The sequence below is a fragment of the Novosphingopyxis baekryungensis DSM 16222 genome, assembly GCF_000420305.1.
GTDB classification, from domain to species: domain Bacteria; phylum Pseudomonadota; class Alphaproteobacteria; order Sphingomonadales; family Sphingomonadaceae; genus Novosphingopyxis; species Novosphingopyxis baekryungensis.
On the sequence record NZ_ATUR01000003.1, the window covers coordinates 439381 to 456661 of the forward strand.

Sequence of the window (17281 nt, forward strand, 5' to 3'; positions counted from 1 at the left end):
CGTTCTTCTTGGCCAGCGCCTCGATCTTCTGCGCAGCTTCCTCAGCCGCATAACGCTCCGCAGCCGTAGCCGGCTCCGCCGGCGGCTCGGCCATTGCGCCGAAATCTTCACCGGACGTTTCCATCGCACCCTGCTTGCCACCCTGCGCTGCGGCGGCAATCGCCTCGCAATACAGGCGGATGGCGCGCGCGGCGTCATCATTGGCGGGAACGGGGAAAGCGATGTTCGACGGATCGACATTGGTGTCGAGGATCGCGACTACAGGGATGCCGAGAACATTGGCTTCCTTGATGGCGAGCTCTTCCTTGTTGGCGTCGATCACGAACATGACATCGGGCACGCCGTTCATGTCGCGGATGCCGCCGAGCGAAAGCTCCAGCTTGTCACGCTCGCGCGTCAGCTGAAGAACTTCCTTCTTGGTCAGGCCGGACGTATCGCCGGACAGCTGCTCTTCCAGCGTCTTCAGGCGCTTGATCGAACCGGACACCGTCTTCCAGTTGGTGAGCATGCCGCCCAGCCAGCGATGGTTGACGAAATGCTGGCCGGATGCGCGCGCGGTATCGGCAATCGGCTGCTGCGCCTGGCGCTTGGTACCGACGAACAGGATCTTGCCGCCAGCAGACACGGTCTGCTGTACGAATGAAAGCGCACGCGCGAACAGGGGCACGGTCTGCGAAAGGTCGATAATGTGGATGCCGTTGCGGTCGCCGAAAATATACGGCTTCATCCGCGGGTTCCAGCGATGGGTCTGGTGGCCGAAATGGGCGCCAGCCTCGATCAATTGCTGCATGGTGACGACAGGGGCCGCCATAATCATTCTCCTTAACCGGTTGTACCTCTGGAAAGCGAAAGAACCGAACATCCCCGCCTGAAAGGCCGGGGTCGGCACCGGGTATGGTGCTTTCCATGTGGAATGGAGCGGGCGGTTATCGGCACCGCGCCTGTTTGGCAAGGTTAAAATATGGAACGAAGCAAGAACTTATAACTTGACCCGCTGGAACGTTTCGGGAACACAGGATGTCAGGGCGGGCGGTCATCCGCACCCTTCGATTAAATGCACGTAATCGTGGAACAAAAATTCGCTCCACAGATTATCCACAGGTCTGTCACATGGCGGACGTCTAAAGGTAACAGGTTATGGTCTCGACAATCGCAGCCACGCTTTTCATCTCTGCCATGATATTGGCCATCTGGTCCATGGCACATACCGTCCGCGCCCACGCCGCTCAGATCATGGCGCTGCTGGTGCCTGAACGACCGGCATCCGTGATGATCGCCAAGCCACGCAAGGCATCATCGCAGGTCCGTCGCCCGGTAAAGGTCAGCCCGCTGCGCCGCTCTTCGCTTCGCGCCGCCGCATAGCGGATCGGTAGCTGATCCACGCCAAGGGCAGCAGCGCCAGATAGATGGCGCAGACGAGCACCAGCGTGATAAAGGGCGCGCCGATCAGTGCGGCCACCAGCAAGGCGAACAGCGCGATAGCCTCGAACCGGATATTGCGCCGCAAACGTAGCGAGCCCCAGCTATAGGTCGGTAAGCTCGACACCATCAGGGCCGCTGAGGCCAGCAACCAAGGGCCGGTAACGACCCAGCTGCGCGCTTCCTCAATGTCGAAAGCCAGCCAGACGAAGATCGGCAAGAGCGCCAGACCTGCGCCAGCGGGCGCGGGCACGCCGGTCAGAAAACCCATTTCCTTGCGCGGATGCGCCTCCATGTCGATGCGCGCGTTGAACCGTGCGAGGCGCAGCGCGCAGCTCACGGCATAGAACAGCGCGATCGTCCACCCGAATTTCGGCATGAACTGCAAAGACCATAAATAGGTGATCAAAGCCGGAGACACGCCAAAGGCGATATTGTCCGACAGCGAATCCAGCTCGGCGCCAAATTTGCTTTGCCCTTTCAGCAGGCGCGCGATGCGCCCGTCCATACCATCCAGAATGCCAGCCAGGATTATCGCGCCGACCGCCATGTCCCAGCGCTGCGAGATCGCGAACCATACGCCGGAAAGCCCCGTACACAGCGCCAGCGCGGTCACCGCATTGGGGATGAGCGCGCGGAGCGGGATCGCGTTGGAAAATGCCGTGCCCTTGGCCATGCTCAGTAATGCCCCTGCCGTTTGCCATATGTCATTGCGCAATTCCCTCGATCATCGGTGCCTGGCCAAGCTGCGCCAGCACCGTCTCCCCGGCAATGGCGCGCTGGCCCTTGACGATGCTGGGCAACGTCCCGGCCGGCAGAAACACATCGACCCGGCTGCCGAACCGGATCAGGCCGATACGCTGGCCGCCGGCCATCATGTCGCCGTCCTTCACGAACGGCACGATTCGCCGGGCGACCAGTCCTGCAATCTGCGTCAGACCGATGCGCACGCCGTCCCCGCGTTCGATCAGGACATGCTGGCGCTCATTGTCCTCGCTCGCCTTGTCCAGATCCGCATTGATGAACTTGCCGGCGATATAGGCCACGCGCTTGACCGTCCCGCCGATCGGCGCGCGGTTCACATGCACGTCAAAAACGCTCATGAAGATCGACACGCGCAGCAGCGGCGCATCGCCTAGCCCGTCGGCGCCGCGCATTTCGGGCGGCGGCAGAACTTCCATGATCTGTGTGACCAGTCCGTCTGCCGGGCTGATCACCAGACCGTCGCCGCGCGGTGTGACGCGCACCGGATCGCGAAAAAAAGCCACGGTCCAGATGGTGAGGCCCGCCATCAGCCAGCCGAAGATATCCGGCAGCACGAGGAAGCACAGCAGCGTGATGCCCGCGGCGATCAGGCCGAATTTACGGCCCTCGGGATGGATGGAGGGAAGCGACCATCTGGCCTCCCCTTCTCCCTTGTTGGTCAGGATGCGATTGTTCATTGCGCTTGTTCTAGGCCGGGGCGTTCGGCCTTACAACCGGCCTTGGCGATCCACATGCCGGGCACAAACAAATGCAGGAGCGAACTTGCACCGGATCGTCTGCGGGCTCAAATGGTTGAACTTTGCGGGCGGCTTGCATAGAGCCCGCAACAACCAAGATCGCGCGGCCCTCTGGCGTTTGCGCCCCATTTCAGCGGAAGACATCCATTCATGGCGAAAATCAAAGTCAAAAACCCGGTCGTAGAACTTGATGGCGACGAGATGACCCGGATCATCTGGGAATGGATCCGCGAGAAGCTGATCCTGCCCTATCTGGACGTCGATCTGAAATATTACGATCTCTCCATCCAGAAGCGCGACGAGACCGATGACCGGATCACGGTGGATTCGGCCAATGCGATCAAGGAATATGGCGTTGGCGTAAAATGCGCCACCATCACGCCGGACGAGCAGCGCGTCGAAGAATTCGACCTCAAGAAGATGTGGAAGAGCCCCAATGGCACCATCCGCAACATTCTGGGCGGCGTGGTGTTTCGTGAGCCGATCGTGATCGACAATGTGCCGCGCCTCGTGCCCGGCTGGACCGACCCCATCGTGATCGGTCGCCATGCCTTTGGCGATCAGTACCGCGCCACCGACATGATCATCCCCGGCCCCGGCAAGCTTCGCCTGATCTATGAAGGCGATGATGGCAGCGTGCAGGATGAGGAAGTGTTCCAGTTCCCGTCCGCTGGCGTGGCCATGGCGATGTACAATCTGGACGATTCGATCCGCGATTTCGCACGCGCCAGCTTCAACTATGGTCTGCAGCGCGAATGGCCGGTCTATCTTTCCACCAAGAACACCATCATGAAGAAATATGATGGCCGCTTCAAAGACCTCTTCCAGCAGGTATTCGACGAGGAAGGTTTTGCCGAGCGCTTCAAGGCGGCGGGCACGACCTATGAGCATCGCCTGATCGATGACATGGTGGCCTCTGCGCTCAAATGGTCCGGCAAGTTCGTCTGGGCCTGCAAGAATTACGATGGCGACGTGCAGTCTGACACGCTGGCGCAGGGCTTCGGCTCGCTCGGCCTGATGACGTCTGTGCTGATGGCACCGGACGGCAAGACGGTGGAATCGGAAGCCGCCCATGGCACCGTGACCCGCCATTTCCGCATGCATGAGCAGGGCAAGGCCACCTCGACCAATCCCATCGCATCGATCTTCGCCTGGACCGGCGGGCTGAAATATCGCGGCAAGTTCGACGAGACGCCGGACGTGACGCGCTTTGCAGAAACGCTGGAGCGCGTCTGCGTGGAAACCGTCGAGCAGGGCAAGATGACCAAGGATCTCGCCATCCTGATCGGCCCCGATCAGAGCTGGATGACCTCCGAGCAATTCTTCGAAGCCGTGCGCGAAAATCTGGAAAAGGCGATGGGCGACTGGCAGTAAGCCGCCCGCGCCTCTATCTGGTCAACTGACCCTAAATAAGGTCCCGAGCCTGCCGCACACCCTTCTTCCAGGAAGCGTTGTAACGGAAGCTTCGGGGCCTTCTCATTTCTGAAGGCATTCTCCCATGTCCAATTCCGCCAAAGCCCGCCTTGAAGTCCGTCAGGCCAAGATCTCCGACATTCCTTCCATCGCTCACCTGATCCGGCGCGTGTACAAGGACATGCCGCCCTATACGCATGGAGAACTGCGCGGCCAGATCAACAATTTCCGCGAAGGCAATTTCGTGGCCATTCTGGACGATGAGACGGTGGGCTATTGCGCCTCCTCCCGCATTTCGGGCGCCATCGCCCTGCAACCGCATGATTGGGAAGAGATCAGCGGCAACGGTTTTGGCTCGCGCCACGATCCGGCAGGCGACTGGCTCTATGGCTATGAAATGTGCGTCGATCCCAAGACGCGCGGCACCCGCATCGGCAAGCGCCTCTATGAAGAGCGCCGTACGCTGGCCGAACGGCTGGAGCTGCGCGGCATCCTGTTTGGCGCGCGCATGCCCGGCTATGCCCGCGCGCTGCGCGCCAAGAAGGTGGAAAGCCCGGACGATTATCTGGAGCAGGTGCAGACCAAGAAGATCCGCGATCAGGTCATCAGCTTTCAGATGGCCAACGGGTTCGAGCCGATCGGCGTCCTGAAAAACTATCTGCCCGAGGACAAGGCCAGCAAGGCGTTCGCCGCCCACATGATGTGGAAGAACCCTTATGTGGACCATGACAGCCCCAAGAAATTCCGCGTGCCGCGCGATGTGGAGCAGGTGCGCCTGGCCACCGTGCAATTGCAGGCGCGCGCGGTGAAGGATTTCGAGGATTTCCTCCGGAATATCGAATATTTCGTGGACGTCGCGGCCGATTATGAAAGCGATTTCGTGGTCTTCCCCGAGCTGTTCACGCTCATGCTGCTGTCCAGCGAGGAGAAGGAAACCAGCCCGCAGGAAGCCATCGAGATCCTGTCCAAATGGACGCCGAAGATCCGCAAGGAATTCGCGCGCATGGCGATGAGCTATAACATCAACATCATCGGCGGCTCCCACCCCACCCGCACGGAAGACGGCGACATTCAGAATGTCGCCTATGTCTTCCTGCGCGACGGCGCGATCCACGAGCAGGAGAAGATCCACCCCACGCCCAACGAACGCTATTGGTGGAACATCAAGGGTGGCGACAGCATCGACGTGATCCAGACCGATTGCGGCCCGATCGGCGTGCTGATCTGTTATGATAGCGAATTCCCCGAACTCGCCCGCCGCCTGGTGGACGAGGGTGCGCGGATCATCTTCACGCCCTTCTGCACCGACAGCCGCCAAGGCTATCTGCGCGTGCGCTATTGCTGCCAGGCGCGCGCGATCGAAAATCAGTGTTACGTCGTGATGAGCGGCAATGTCGGCAATTTGCCCAATGTGCACAATATGGACATTCAATATGCGCAGAGCTGCATCCTGACGCCCTGCGATTTTCCGTTCGCGCGCGATGGCATCGCGGCGGAGGCGACGGAGAATGTGGAGACGCTGACCATCAGCGATGTGAACCTGGCCGATCTGGCATGGGCGCGCAGCGAGGGCACGGTGCGCAACCTGACCGATCGCCGGTTCGATCTCTATCATATCGAATGGGACAAGAGCGTGGGCAAGGAACGCCGTGCACGCCCCCGCCGCGAGCCTATCGGCCCCGCCACGCCCGGCGGCGGCTGACCGCTGGGGCCGCGGGCGGCTGTTCGCCTGCTGTCCTACACACCCCTGGCCGGGTACCCCTGGGGCATGCCCCTACTCTGCCCTCACCCGCTGCTTCACCCCGTTCATCGACATTCTGCCACGCTTCGGCAGAATTATGGCGGAACGGGGTGTGTCGCATGCTAACTTCCAAAAGCACGCATATTGCCCTTCGCGGGCGTTGCGATTCGCGCCGCGCCGGGTAAACAGCTCCCATGATGCATGGTGGATTGAACGATCAGGTCAGCGACGCGCTGGTCATCCTGGGGGCGGCGGGTATCGTCATCCCGCTTTTCGCGCGTTTCCGGATCACGCCGATCATCGGTTTCATCCTCGTCGGCATCCTGGTCGGCCCAGGCGGGCTCGGCTCGCTGGTCGATCGCGCGCCTTGGCTCTATTATGTCACCATCACGGATCGTGAGGCGATCGAACCTTTTGCCGAATTCGGCATCATCCTGCTGCTGTTCACCATCGGCCTGGAGCTAAGTTTCCGGCGACTATGGGACATGCGCGCGCTGGTGTTCGGCGTCGGCGCGGCGGAATTGCTGGGCTCCGGCCTGATTATCGGCCTAGCGCTGTACGCCATGGGCCAGCCGACTGCGGGCGCTCTGGGCCTTGGCCTTGCGCTGGCCCTCTCCTCCACCGCGCTGGTGCTGCCGATTTCGGGCACCACCAGCCAGGTCGGACGCTCGGCGCTGGCCATGTTGCTGTTTGAGGATGTGGCCATCGTGCCGATCATCTTCCTGCTCGGCGCGCTGGCGCCTTATGCCGCGAGCGACGGGCTGGAAGGGCTGATGACCACCATCTGGATGGGTGCCGCCGTCATCGTCGGCATGCTGGTGCTTGGCCGCCTGATCCTGCCCAGGCTGTTCGGGCAGGCGGCACGCACGAAGAGCCCGGAGCTTTTTCTGGCTGCCTCGCTGCTCGTCGTCATCGCCGCCAGTCTGGCCACCAGCGCGGTCGGCCTGTCCCCCATCGTCGGCGCGCTCATCGCGGGCCTGCTGATTGCGGAGACCGATTATCGCAGCGAAGTCGAGGTGATTACCGAACCGTTCAAGGGCCTTGCCCTGGGCGTGTTCCTGATCACCGTGGGCATGCAGATCGATCTGCGCGTGTTGGCGGACAACTGGGCGTCACTCCTCACCGCCGTTGCCGGCGTGGTCATCGTCAAGACGCTGGTGACCGGCGCGCTGCTGAAGATCTCCGGCGCGCGCACCGGCACCGCCACGGAAGCCGGGGTGCTGATGTCCAGCCCGTCGGAAACCACGCTGATCGTGCTCACCGCCGCTGCCGAAGCCGCGATCATCCAGCCGGAAACCGCCGCTTTCTGGACCATCGTCACCGCCATCGGCTTGACCATCACCCCGATCCTTGCCCGCATCGGCCATGATGTCTCGCGCCGGATCGAGCTTGGCCAGCATGACGAGCCGGACGACACTCCCGAGGATCAGCCGCGCACCATCGTCATCGGCTTCGGGCGCGTCGGGCAACTGGTGGCGGACATGCTGAAAACCCATGACCAGCCCTATCTGTGCGTCGATTCCGATATCGACTGCGTGGCCGCCGGGCGGCGGGAGGGCTATCCGATCATGTTCGGCGATGTCGCGCGGCCCGAAATGGTTGACCGGCTGAAGCTCGGCCATGCCCGCGCGCTGATCATCACCATGGATGAACCGGTGCTCGCCGCCGCGGTGGTGAAGCGTGTGCGCGGATGGGTGCCGGACCTGCCGATCATCGTGCGCGCCCGCGATGCCGATCATGCTGCCGAACTCTATCGTGCCGGGGCCACCGACGCGGTGCCGGAAACGCTGGAATCCTCCCTGCAACTGTCCGAAGCGGTGCTGGTGGATCTTGGCGTGCCGATGGGACCGGTGATCGCATCGATCCACGACAAGCGCGATCAGTATCGCCGTCAGATCATGGAGTCGGGCGGACTGAGCAAGAAGCCAACGCTCAAGACCCAGACCCTGCGCGCCAAAGCCCCCGCTACGCCAAGCGAAGCCTGAAGGACCATAGGATCATGAGCAGCACCGCCATCGGCATTATCGGCAGCGCAGGGCGCATGGGCCAAGCCATCGCGCAGACCATTGCCCGCCGCGATGACGTGACTCTGGCGGGCGGGATCGATCACGGCGGGAACGCCAGCAGCCTGGCTCAGACGGCAGACGTGCTGGTGGATTTCTCCTCGCCAGAGGCGCTGGAGGACACGCTCGATGCCTGCGTCGCGTCGGGCACGCCGATCCTGATCGGCACCACCGGCTTGCAGGAGCGGCATCACTATTTGATCGATGACGCCGCGCGCGAAATCGCCATCATCCAGACCGGCAACACGTCGCTTGGCGTTACCATGCTGGCCGCGCTCGTGCGGGATGCGGCCGAGCGGCTGGGTGACGATTGGGATATCGAAATCCTGGAAATGCACCACCGCCACAAGGTCGATGCCCCCTCCGGCACGGCGCGGCTGCTGGGCGAGGCGGCGGCGCAAGGACGGCAGGTCGATCTGGACATTGTGACCGAGGGCGGCCGCACCGGCATTACCGGGCCGCGCAAGGACGGCGCGATCGGCTTTGCCTCGCTGCGCGGCGGATCGGTGGCGGGCGACCACCGCGTCATTTTCGCTGGGCCGCAGGAGCGCATCGAGCTGGCCCATTATGCCGAGGATCGTGGCATCTTCGCTAAGGGCGCGGTGCGCGGCGCGCTGTGGCTGGCCGGCCATGCGCCGGGCCGGTTCGACATGGCCAATGTGCTTGGGATTTGACGGACATTCTCCCCGGCCTCCTATATGGGCGAAGCGGACGGGAAGTGGTGGAGGCGCTGGAGGGACGATGTGAAAAAAGCCGATGTCATCGACTTCTTCTCCCGGCTGGCCGAGGATGATCCGCATCCGGTGACCGAGCTGGAATATGGCAATGACTATCAGTTGCTGGTCGCCGTCACGCTCTCCGCCCAGTCCACCGATATCGGCGTGAACAAGGCCACGCGGCGGCTGTTCGAGCAGGTCAAGACCCCGCAGGCCATGGTCGATCTGGGCGTCGAGGGCCTGAAGGAACATATCAAGACCATCGGGCTGTATAACAACAAGGCCAAGAATGTCGTCGCGCTGTCACAGGCCCTGGTGACCGATCATGGCGGAGAAGTGCCGGAAGATCGCGACGCGCTGACCGCGCTACCGGGGGTCGGCCGCAAGACCGCCAATGTGGTGATGAACTCGGCCTTCGGCGCGGAAACCTTTGCTGTGGATACGCATATTTTTCGCGTGTCCAACCGCACCGGGCTGGCTCCGGGCAAGACGGTGCTCGCGGTAGAGAAGAAGCTGGACAAGGCGGTGCCCTCCCCTTTCCGCGTTCACGCCCATCACTGGTTGATCCTGCATGGACGCTATGTCTGCAAGGCGCGCACCCCGGAATGCTGGCGCTGCCGCGTGGCCGATCTGTGCCGGTACAAACCCAAGACGCTGCCGCCCGAAGAGCGCAAGCGGACGAAGGCCTGAACGTTCAGTCCGGCCGCGCATCCTCCGACAGGTTAGACCCTTTGCGCGATGCTTTTTTGGCGGCGCGGGCAATTTCCCGCTGTCGGCGCTTTTCCAACAGGCGCGGGTCGAGCTCATCTTCCAGATGCACATCAGCCATATTCGCGCCCCGTTCACCTGCCGGGCGCTCCGATCCGATGGTGGTATCCCGCATCGTCTGCCGCTCGGCCTCTGCATTCAACAGAGCGCCCAGAAGTAGGGAATAGCAGCTAAGGAACAGCCACATGAGGAACACCACGATCCCTGAGAGCGATCCATAGGTCGCGTTATAGTCGGAGATAAAAGCGACATAGAGACTGAAGCCAAAGGACACGCCAATCCAGAGCAATGTCGATAGCAGTGATCCGGGGGTCAGCCACTGCCATTTGGCCGCCCGCCGATCCGGCCCGAACCGGTTGATCAGGCCAAAGCCGAAGCTGCCCAGAAGCAGCGCGAACATCCAGGTGCTGAGCTTGATCACCGTCGACAAAGCGGTGTTGGCAAAGCCCACATCGATCTTTTGCAGCACGGCGAAAACGGATGCCGATCCGATGCCGACCACGGCCACGAACACGGCGGCCAAGGTTAACCCCAAGGCCGTGGCGTTGAACTTGAGGATGTTGCGCGATTCATGCTCGCCATTGATGATATTCAGCGCGCCGATCAGCCCCTTCGATGCCCGCGACGCGCCAAAGATGGCCAGGAAAAGACTGACCGCCAGCGCAAGCCCGGCCACGCCGCTGCTGGTTTCCACCGCTGCGGTGAGCTGTTCCTGGATCAGACGCGCGGCATCGGCTGGCACCACCTCGATAACAGTCTGCATAGACCGTTCGACGGTTTGGGCATTCCCGATAAGACCATAAAGCAGGACGGTGGATGCCAGCAGCGGCGTCACGGAAAGGAATGTGTAAAAGGCCACGCCAGCGGCCAGCAACGACAGATTGTGGAAGCCGTTCATCACGAAGCAGCGCTTGAGCACCTGCCACCACGCTCTGCCAGACAGCTGCCATGGCGTACTGGCCGCATGGCCGGCGTGCAGCTCATCCGCATCGCCGTTTCGGGCTGCTGCCCCTATCGTCTCGTCCACCATCAAATCCCCGTGTTTTTTTTCTTAACCCCGGCCCAATAGCCATGCTAGGGCACTGACTTTAATGCATCAGGGGTGAGATTGGTGCCGGTGTATCACGGCGAGGGCGCAAGTCGCCCTCTTAAATATGCGCTGATTTGCGCAATGGCCGTGGTGCCGGCAGCCGCGCTTGCACAGCAGGACATGCCGGTCGCGGCTGAACCGAATCCTGCCGCATCGCGGGCGCACGCCGCTCCGCAAACGGACGTCAATTCCCAGACGCCCGATCCAGCGGAGCCGGAAGCGTCAGATGGCGGTCCGATCATCTCCGATGAAGAGTTCGAGGATGTGCTTCCCGAACTCGATCCTGCAATGAACGCCCCGCTCGAATCGATGGAAGCATTCACAGCCCGCCAGGACGCGCTGGATGTCGAGACGAAGCAGCAGGCCGAAGCGACCGAAGCCGGCTCTCCAGAAAGCCTCGCCGCGGCGCAGGACGGGGATGCAGTGGAGGAACTGGCCGATGCGCCGATCACCGATCCGGCCATTGCCGAGCCATTACCGGCCTTGGCGGACTTCCAGGTCGAGCCCGTCACGATCGAGGGCGAAACGCCTGACAATGCCAATGTCGAGATCAAATATAGCTTTCGGATCGATGGTCTCGAGCCGGTCGAGGATGTCGTCGACGACGTCAGCATAGAGTCGACCTTCGCTGATCTTTCGGCGTTGGAAGACGGTGACGGGAAAGCCGCAAACGCTGCGCAAGTGCAAGCGCGTCTGACCAGCGATCAGGAACTGCTGGTAACGATTCTGGAAAGCGAAGGCTATTACGACGCCAGCGTCAATGGCGGCTTGGCACTGCCGGATCAGACCGGGGGCAAGGCGACGGCAACCCTCAACGTCAGCCCCGGCACCCGCTATACCTTCGGTTCGATCAAGCTCGATGCACCACCGGTTGTGCCGGACGATCTGCTCAGCAGCAATTTTGCACTGAATGTCGGCGAACCGATCGTTGCCACCCGCGTGCTGGCCGCGGAAGCACAATTGTCAGTCACGATGCCGCAAGAAGGTTATCCCTTCTTCAGCCTGGGTCAGCGCGATATCCTGCTCGATCCCGTGCCCGCGACCGGCGCCTATACCTTGCCGATCACGCCAGGGCCGCGGTCCAGCTTCGGCGGGTTCAGCACAACAGGCGATCTTGCGTTCGATGCCGAGCATGTCGGCCTGCTGGCGCGGTTCGATCGCGGCGATCTCTATGACAGCCGGATGACCGACGATTTGCGACAGGCTCTGGTGGCGACCGGGCTGTTCAACACCGTGACCGTGGAGCCAAAGCGCACCGGCGAAATTGCACCGGATGGCACCGAATATGTCGAACTCGAAGTCGTGCAGAATGCCGGGCCGCCGCGCACCATAGCGGGCGGCGCTGGCTATGGCACCGGGCAGGGATTTCGGGTGGATGCCAGCTGGCAGCACCGCAACCTTTTCCGGCCGGAGGGCGCGCTCATTGCCAGCGCGGTGGCCGGAACGCAGGAACAGGGCGCGGGCCTCACCTTCCGCCGGTCCAACGCCGGAAAGCGCGATCGTACGGCGGAATTGTCGATCAATGCGCTGCGCAGCAGTTTCGATGCGTTCGATGCGCTCACCGCCAGGATTGCTGGCCGGATTTCCTATGATTCCACGCCAATCTGGCAAAAGCCCCTCACCTATAGCTACGGGTTCGAGATCGTGGCTTCGTCCGAAGAAGGCTATAATGTACCCTTGGGTGCGCGCGAACGGCAGCAATATCTCATCGGTGCCCTGCCAGGTCAGGTGACGTTCGATCAATCCGACGACCTGCTAAACCCAACCAAGGGTTACCGCATCTCGGCACGTCTGTCGCCAGAGGTCGCGCTGAATGACGGCACCCGCATTTATGCACGTACCCTGCTGGAAGGCAGCGCCTATTATCCGCTGGGTGACAGTTTCGTGCTGGCCGGGCGTTTGCGCGCCGGCTCCATTCCCGGGATCGATCGCGACGATCTGGCACCATCGCGGCGCTATTATGCCGGCGGCGGCGGCTCCGTGCGCGGCTTCGGCTTCCAGCAGCTCGGCCCCAAGGATCCGTCCGGGCGCCCGATCGGTGGCCGCAGCCTGAACGAAGCCGCGATCGAGGGCCGCTATCGTTTCGGCAATTTCGGTATCGTGGCGTTCGTCGATGCCGGACAGGTCTATGACAGCGTGCTGCCAAAAGGCGACGATCTGCGCTACGGCGTGGGGATCGGTGGGCGTTTCTACAGCAATTTCGGTCCTTTCCGGTTTGATATCGCAACGCCGATCAACCGGCAGCCCAATGAAAGTATCGTGTCGGTCTATGTCTCCATCGGGCAGGCTTTCTGATGGCTGAAAATAGCATCAACGAACCCGTGAACGACGCGGCGGAAGCCCAGATCGAGGCGGAAAATTACGAGGACAATCGTGCCGAGCCGACCGGCAAGCCGGTGGCGCTGAAAATCCTCAAATGGATCGCCATCGGCGTGGCGGCGCTTTTGCTGTTGCTGGTCGCTATCGTGCTGGGCCTGAACACCGGCCCCGGTCGTTCCTTTGCCGTCGGGCAGATCAACAATCTGGAGCTGGCGTCCGGCCTCGATATCAACATCGAACGCATCGACGGATCGCTTTATGGCGATATGACCGTGGTTGGCCTCACCTTGTCTGATCCGAAGGGGGTGTTTGCCACCTCCCCCGAAGTGCGGGTCGATTGGCGGCCATTCAAGTTCGTGACCGGCAATCTGCTGGACATTCGCACGCTTTCCACGCCGCAAGTCCGCCTGGGACGTTTGCCAGAACTCATTCCGTCGGAAGACGATAGCGGCCCATTGCTTCCCGGTTTCGATATCGATGTCGACACATTGGATGTTCGGCAGCTGATTCTGGAGGAACCGGTCGCCGGCCGCCGCAGCATCGCATCATTGGCTGGCAGCGTGACCATCAAGGACCAGGTGGCCAAGCTCATGCTGGACGCCAAGACGCTACGGCAGCAAGGTCTTGCCGGTGGTGACGTGATCCAGGTGAAGCTGGATGCGGCGCCCGAGCAGAACCGCCTTGCGATCGATCTCAATCTTGATGCGCCAGCCGACGGTCTGGTGAACAGTTTTGCCAATCTGGACCAACCTATTCGGGCGCAGCTGAAAGGCGCTGGCGACTGGCAGCGTTGGGACGGAAAGCTGCTCGCCAATCTTGGTGCGGATCGGTTCGCCTCCATCGATTTGGCGGCGCGCGACGGCACTTTCCGCGTGCGCGGCGAAACCAATCCCGGCCTGCTGACGACCGGCCCCACCCAGGCGCTGTTGTCGCCGATCACGCGGATCGATTTGACCACCAAGGTGGACAACAGCCGCTATGATCTGGCGGGCACTGTTTCGTCCGAAAATTTCGCCCTCACCGCTGACGGCCTGATCGATCTGGGCAAGAATGCCTTTGACGACTTCACCCTCGATTTTCTGCTGAATAAGCCGTCGACGCTGGCAGAAAACCTCAGCGGCCGCGGCATTCGTGCCAATCTCGTGCTGGACGGGGATTTTCGCACCCCCGCCGTCGCGTACAAGTTGAATGCCGCGGCGCTTGGCTTCAACGATATCGTGGTGGAGCGCCTATCTGCCGAAGGGTCGGCAACGGTCAAGGCGGACCGCATCCTGATTCCGGTCAACGCCACGGCAGCCCGGATTACCGGGCTCAATGCAACCGCCGGCGAGCTGCTCACCAATGTCCGTTTGAATGGCGATATCGCCGTGGATGGTCCACGCATTCTGAGCGACAATCTGCGCATTCGCTCGGACAGGTTGCAGGCCGAGGCGCTGATCATCGCGAATCTCGACACCGGCCTCTACACGGGCGCCCTTCAGGGGCAACTCAACAACTACCGCATCGACAGCGTGGGTGTGATCGACATCAACACGCAGGCGGACCTGCGCGCGAACAATCAAGGCGGCTTCACGCTTGGCGGCAAGCTGCGTGTGCGCACGACGCAGATTTTCAATGAAAGCGCGCGCGATTTTCTGGGCGGTGACACCCTGATATCGACGGACTTCGCGTTCGGTAGCGATGGCGTGGCCCGTTTGCGCAATCTCAATGTCGCCTCGCCTGCCTTTCGGCTTACGGGCGGATCGGGCAGCTATTCTCCCGATGGACAGATTGCGTTCAGCGGTCAGGGCGTCTCGCGCCAATATGGCCCGCTCGGCTTGCGCGTGACGGGCACGATGACCAATCCTACCGCGGTCCTGACGGCCGATCGACCAGGCTTCGGGATCGGTCTGGCCAATTTTCAGGCGCGCGTGAATGGCAGCAATGCGGGATATGCGGTGCTGGCCAAGGGCGATACGGATTACGGTCCGTTCGATGCGGATCTGACGGTGATCACCGGCAATGCGCTGACCATCGATATCGCCCGCGCCAATTTTGCAGGCGTCGTCTTTGACGGGCGCGTGCAGCAGACCGCAGCCGGCCCCTTTGCCGGGCGCCTGAATGCCAACGGTTCGGGCATTAACGGTGTCGTGCAGCTGGCGTCCGTATCCGACGTGCAACAGGCCGTTATCGATGCCCGCGCCAACAACGCCAGACTACCCGGCAAATTCAATGTGTCGATTGGCCGTGCGATCATCGATGCAACCGTTACGCTATACGATCAGCCTTCCGTGGTGGCCGATGTGCAATTCGCCAACACCAATTATGGCGAGCTCAATATCAACGCCGCCCGCGCCAAGGTGAATTATCAGGGCGGCAACGGGACCGCGCAGATTTATGCGGAGGGACTTAATAGCGTACCATTCCGGATCGCTGCCAATGCCGATCTCAAGCCCGATCTGTGGCGGATCGCGCTGGATGGCCGGGCCAACAGCATCGATTTCAAGACGAAGAACCCCGCGCGGATCATTCCGGGAGCAGGCAAGTATCGGCTGCAACCCACCACCATTTTGCTGTCCAGCGGATCGCTGCAACTGGCCGGTCAATATGGCGACGGTCTCACGTTGCAAAGCCGCCTGAACGATGTCGATCTGTCCATTGCCAATTCCATCGCGCCGGGCCTCGGCCTCGGCGGCAAGGCGAATGGCAGCCTCGATTTCAATCAGGCGTCCGATGGCAGCTTCCCCTCTGCGGATGCGCGGATCAGTATCAAACGCTTCACCCGCACCAGCCTGTCCGCCGTCTCCACCCCCGTCGATGTGAATTTCGTGGGCAAGCTGCTGCCAAATGGCGGTGATGCGCGCGCCGTCCTGCGCCAGGGCAGTACGGTCATCGGCCGCATGGTCGCCACGCTCAATCCCCTGCCACCTGACAGCGGAAGCTGGGTCACGCGCGTGCTCACCGCACCGCTGGGTGGCGGCATCCGTTATAATGGTCCGGGAAGCACCCTGTTCAGCTTTGCGGCAGTGCCGAACCAGACGTTGAAGGGTACGATCGGCCTTGCTGCCGATTTCAGCGGCCGTGTGCAGCGACCGCAATTGACGGGCCTCGTGCGCGCCAACGACCTGACCTATGAGAATGAGGTCTATGGCACGCGGCTCAGCCAGATGAAGCTTGCGGGGACCTTTACCAATGACCGGTTTCAGCTTGATACGCTTCGCGCGGTGGCTGGCAATGGAACGGTCAGTGGCTCCGGTTATGTCAGCCTGAGTTCCGACGCGGGCTTCCCGCTGGATCTGAAATTGAATCTGGACGATGCCCGTCTGGCCCGCAGCGACAATATCTCTTCGACGGCGACCGGCGATATCCGCATCACCAACCAGCCGGGCTCCAATGCAAAAATTGCAGGCACCATCCGTCTGCCCGAGACGCGTTACAAGGTAATCCGTCAGGGCGGCGCCCAGGTGCCGGTGCTGACCGGCGTGCGCCGCAAGCCGCCGCTCGGCCGCCAGAAGGTTACCGGCGATGCGCAGCCCGGCGCCGGCCTGCCGACGGTGTTCGACCTCGCCGTCAACATCAAAGCGGACGACCAGATTTATATTTCCGGCATGGGGCTGGAGTCCGAATGGGCGACGGATCTGCGCATCACAGGCACCACTGCCAATCCGGCGATCGCCGGTGAGGTTTCGCTGGTCCGTGGCACCTACGGCTTTGCTGGCAATTCCTTCGAGCTGACTGAAGGCCAGATCACGTTCAATGGCGGTGAACTGACCAATCCCACGATCAAGATTGCCGCCGAGTCCGATGTCGATGGAGTTACGGCCATCCTGAATGTGACGGGCCGCGCACAAAATCCGCAGATCGCCTTTACGTCCACGCCGGCGCTTCCGCAGGACGAAATCATCAGTCGCATTCTTTTCGGCAGCTCGGTGGCCAATCTTTCCGCCATCCAGGCGGTTCAGCTCGCCTCATCGCTCAACAGCCTGCGCGGCGGCGGTGGCGGGTTCAATCCGCTGGGTGAGCTTCAGGCAGCCACCGGGATCGATCGTTTGCGCATTCTTGGCGGGGATGATGCGAGCGGGCGCGGCACGGCACTTGCGGCAGGCAAATATCTGACGGATGATGTCTATATCGAAATTATCACCGACGCCCGCGGCTTCACGGCGACGCAGCTCGAGGTCACCTTGACGCCGTTCCTTTCGGCCTTGAGCAGTTTCGGCAGCTTCGGCGGCTCCAATGTGAGCGTGCAGTATAAGAAGGATTATTGATGC

At 61.8% G+C, this 17281-nt stretch carries 10 protein-coding genes and 1 pseudogene; 7 read left to right on the forward strand and 4 right to left on the reverse strand.

What is annotated here, in order from left to right:
- Positions 1–61 precede the first annotated feature (61 nt).
- The 3 genes and pseudogenes from rpsB to G410_RS0106020 form a co-directional block, all read right to left on the reverse strand.
- Positions 62–811, reverse strand: a pseudogene (gene rpsB / locus G410_RS15840) (30S ribosomal protein S2); the annotation flags it as partial.
- Positions 812–1321: 510 nt separating this feature from the next.
- Complete coding sequence (locus tag G410_RS0106015) at positions 1322–2095, reverse strand: CDP-alcohol phosphatidyltransferase family protein (RefSeq protein WP_022672751.1); 774 nt, start codon at positions 2093–2095, stop codon at positions 1322–1324.
- A gap of 31 nt (positions 2096–2126) precedes the next feature.
- Positions 2127–2861: a phosphatidylserine decarboxylase gene (locus G410_RS0106020; RefSeq protein ID WP_022672752.1), complete on the reverse strand. Its 735-nt coding sequence runs from the start codon at positions 2859–2861 to the stop codon at positions 2127–2129.
- A gap of 210 nt (positions 2862–3071) precedes the next feature.
- Here G410_RS0106020 and G410_RS0106025 point away from each other — a divergent pair, with 210 nt between their 5' ends.
- The 5 genes from G410_RS0106025 (at position 3072) to nth (ending at position 9544) form a co-directional block, all read left to right on the forward strand.
- Positions 3072–4295, forward strand: a complete 1224-nt coding sequence (locus G410_RS0106025) for an NADP-dependent isocitrate dehydrogenase (protein WP_022672753.1) — start codon at positions 3072–3074, stop codon at positions 4293–4295.
- A 124-nt stretch (positions 4296–4419) separates the two neighbouring features.
- Positions 4420–6036: a GNAT family N-acetyltransferase gene (locus tag G410_RS0106030; protein WP_022672754.1), complete on the forward strand. Its 1617-nt coding sequence runs from the start codon at positions 4420–4422 to the stop codon at positions 6034–6036.
- Positions 6037–6272: 236 nt separating this feature from the next.
- Positions 6273–8060 (forward strand): cation:proton antiporter domain-containing protein, encoded by a 1788-nt coding sequence (locus G410_RS0106035; RefSeq protein ID WP_028971132.1) that lies wholly within the window; start codon positions 6273–6275, stop codon positions 8058–8060.
- A 14-nt stretch (positions 8061–8074) separates the two neighbouring features.
- On the forward strand, positions 8075–8812 hold the full coding sequence (dapB, locus tag G410_RS0106040) for a 4-hydroxy-tetrahydrodipicolinate reductase (protein ID WP_022672756.1): 738 nt from the start codon (positions 8075–8077) through the stop codon (positions 8810–8812).
- A 69-nt stretch (positions 8813–8881) separates the two neighbouring features.
- Entirely contained in the window at positions 8882–9544 is a 663-nt protein-coding gene (gene nth / locus G410_RS0106045; protein ID WP_022672757.1) for an endonuclease III, read from the forward strand.
- Between the two features lie 4 nt (positions 9545–9548).
- On the opposite strand, the gene G410_RS15845 is transcribed toward nth, so the two are convergent.
- Complete coding sequence (locus tag G410_RS15845; RefSeq protein WP_022672758.1) at positions 9549–10652, reverse strand: YihY/virulence factor BrkB family protein; 1104 nt, start codon at positions 10650–10652, stop codon at positions 9549–9551.
- A gap of 141 nt (positions 10653–10793) precedes the next feature.
- Here G410_RS15845 and G410_RS0106055 point away from each other — a divergent pair, with 141 nt between their 5' ends.
- Together G410_RS0106055 and G410_RS0106060 are read left to right on the forward strand one after the other, a co-directional pair.
- Positions 10794–13007, forward strand: a complete 2214-nt coding sequence (locus G410_RS0106055) for an autotransporter assembly complex protein TamA (RefSeq protein ID WP_022672759.1) — start codon at positions 10794–10796, stop codon at positions 13005–13007.
- The gene (locus tag G410_RS0106060; protein WP_022672760.1) at positions 13007–17278 is read left to right on the forward strand and encodes a translocation/assembly module TamB domain-containing protein; all 4272 of its coding nucleotides are present in this window, start codon (positions 13007–13009) and stop codon (positions 17276–17278) included. The genes G410_RS0106055 and G410_RS0106060 overlap by 1 nt, the downstream gene beginning before the upstream one ends.
- Positions 17279–17281: the final 3 nt, after the last annotated feature.